This window comes from Herbaspirillum sp. SJZ099 (assembly GCF_007828355.1).
GTDB lineage: Bacteria > Pseudomonadota > Gammaproteobacteria > Burkholderiales > Burkholderiaceae_D > Herbaspirillum.
The window spans coordinates 1-2486 of the sequence record NZ_VIUO01000021.1; the positions used below are offsets into that span (position 1 = coordinate 1).

3 protein-coding genes are annotated in these 2486 nt (G+C 52.6%); all 3 read left to right on the forward strand.

The genetic code is table 11. The features are described from left to right. The first annotated feature begins 160 nt into the window (after positions 1–160). Entirely contained in the window at positions 161–778 is a 618-nt protein-coding gene (locus FB597_RS20015) for a hypothetical protein (RefSeq protein WP_144770509.1), read from the forward strand. Between the two features lie 60 nt (positions 779–838). Further along, positions 839–1777 (forward strand): hypothetical protein, encoded by a 939-nt coding sequence (locus FB597_RS20020; protein ID WP_144770511.1) that lies wholly within the window; start codon positions 839–841, stop codon positions 1775–1777. A gap of 82 nt (positions 1778–1859) precedes the next feature. Further along, positions 1860–2336, forward strand: a complete 477-nt coding sequence (locus FB597_RS20025; protein WP_255517226.1) for a hypothetical protein — start codon at positions 1860–1862, stop codon at positions 2334–2336. Positions 2337–2486: the final 150 nt, after the last annotated feature.

Genomic DNA, 2486 nt, shown 5'->3' on the forward strand with positions numbered 1-2486 from the left:
ACCGCAGGCTACGCTGCCGGCAACAACCCCAGCACCACTGCGGCTTGCCGCTTAGACTAACTTTAAGTCTGGACCAGTTGTTTCAGGCCGGTCAAAACCGTTTGAGCATCTGGCCACGTCTTTATATCTGACGACCGTGTGTTTTTTAGATGCGTCTCAGATGCACGCATACCTGCGGCAGTTCTACCGGATTTTTGGTGTGATGTTCGACGCTAGCAAGGCGACATCTGGCTACGACATAGATCTTTACTGGTCTGGGGAACCCTACAACACGTTCCTGGCATCGTTGCGTCAATTCTTAGCCCCCCTTAATGTGCTCGGCGATGCTGATCGGTACTTGAAACTGTCGGGTATTCAGTACTTGGAAGTAATACTTGAGAACACCGCTTCGATCATTCATAAGATGGGGCAGACGCCGGCATCGGAGGCTGAAGTTTATAAGGCGGTCAGGCATATCTTGGAGAGTGTTTTCCCTTCGGCAAAGACGCCAAAATCCAACTTCTTCAAGACGGCTCAGGAATACAAGCCAGACATTTTGATTCCAGAGTTGTCTTCCGCAATCGAATACAAGCACGCGAATAACGAAGCGAAGCTCAAGGCAGTTATCGCTCAGATTTCCGATGATGTGAAGGGCTACACGGGCGACGACGACTACAACTTGTTCTATGCCGTGTTTTATGTGACCAACGACTTTTGGGGAAAAGCCAAGTTCGAGAAAGCTTGGGAGGAGAAAAATTTTCCGAAGAATTGGCGACCGTATTACATAGTAGGAAAATAAGCTGAGGCGTATCGGTTCTGTAGCATGTCGAAGAATGGGTAGGTACAGAAAGGGAAAGATATGGCGACGGTGATGGTTTCTCCTATTCATTTCGAGGACTACAGTGGCATCCAGTTCGAGCGCCTTGTCTTTGCATATCACGTGCGTGCCGGTTGGCGTGACCTGATCTGGCACGGCCAATCGGGAGGCGACCAAGGGCGGGACATCTCGGGTATCGAGCCTTTGGAGGATCAGTCAGCGCGCAAGACCATCATCCAATGCGCGAATCGGGACACGCTAACGTTGGCAAAAGCCAAAGGTGACATGACCAAAGCGGTCAAGGCCGCAGGCGGGACGCCCGAAGTCTTCAAATTCGTTTCTCGCGGCGCTGTTTCGGACACGAGCCGAAGCCGGATCGGGCAAGCCGCGGCGTCCCTTGGTGTTGCCCATGTGACGATCTGGTCGGGTGTGGAGTTTGAAGAAAACCTACGGCTTCGCGCCGAATACCTACTGCACCGCTTCGTACAAGGAATCGAATTTCCTGAAGCTGAAGTGGAGATCCGCAAGTTCGTCGACGACTTCCCCGACCTCTCGGATGCTGACGCGCTGCAACTCATGGCTGCCGTATTCGACCGGCCGGCATTTCGAACGCCATTTCAGCAGGAAAGTTCTCTGCCTGCTTTTCAACAAGCGATCGAGGACACCATCGGTGCACTGAACACTGGGGTATGGCGAACGCGTGAAGGTGACGAGATAAGGCGCATCCCATCGATTCATCATATTCGAGATGCACGCATCCGCTCCGTGTTGGAACAGGTAGTGCGCCAGGTCGATGGGTTGCGCCGAATTTTCGTAACCCGTCTTCGTGACGGAGAGATCCGGCCTTGCGGATGTGGTCAGCAAAATTGCCCCACCTACATGCTCACGCATCGCGTTGCGGACGAATTGGACAAAGTACGGCGGAAGATACTGATGACGTTTAAATCGGTGTATGCACCGTTCAGCGTCAGTTTTGGATAAGCGAGGACACAGTGAAAGCTATGAAGCAATCGCCGTTTCAGGATGCTCCTAGGTCTTCGACAATCTGCGGAGGGGAGTGAGGGTGCTGTCCGCCGACCAAATACAGTATCTACAGCTTCAGCCGCCAGGCGAGGCAGTTGCGCGAGCACTTTCCGAGCTTTTGGAGAATGACCGCGATTTACTTGGTATCGACGCTAACGAGCGCTCCATTACCTTTCGCTTTGCGATGTATCTCCAACGGCATTTTCCTGATTGGACTGTAGATTGCGAATACAACAGGGATGGCACGGAACCCAAGCGGCTTGGACATCTAGAGCTATATCCAGATAGCGAGGACGATGAAGCGAAAACTGTATTCCCGGATGTAATCGTGCATCGACGGGGCACGCGACAAAATCATCTGGTCTTGGAGTTCAAGAAATCTACCAGTCGCGTCGATCGACGGATCGATCTCAGGAAGCTTCAAGGTTACATGCAGCAGCTTGGCTACGAGCACGCTCTGTTCGTTGAAGTCGGGACTGAGGGACAGGCGATTGTCACCGAACTTGAATGGGCCTGAGAACAGTAGAAAGAAAATAGATGACTCGTATCCCATTATTCAGCTCCCAGCACCTCTGACCGGCCTGAAACAACTGGTCCAGACTTAAAGTTAGTCTAAGCGGCAAGCCGCAGTGGTGCTGGGGTTGTTGCCGGCAGCGTAGCCTGCGGT

What these genes read in the sequence shown, in the direction of transcription:
- FB597_RS20015 (WP_144770509.1), top strand. Translation starts at nt 161, where the DNA reads ATGCACGCATACCTGCGGCAGTTCTACCGGATTTTTGGTGTGATGTTC.
- FB597_RS20020 (WP_144770511.1), top strand. Translation starts at nt 839, where the DNA reads ATGGCGACGGTGATGGTTTCTCCTATTCATTTCGAGGACTACAGTGGC.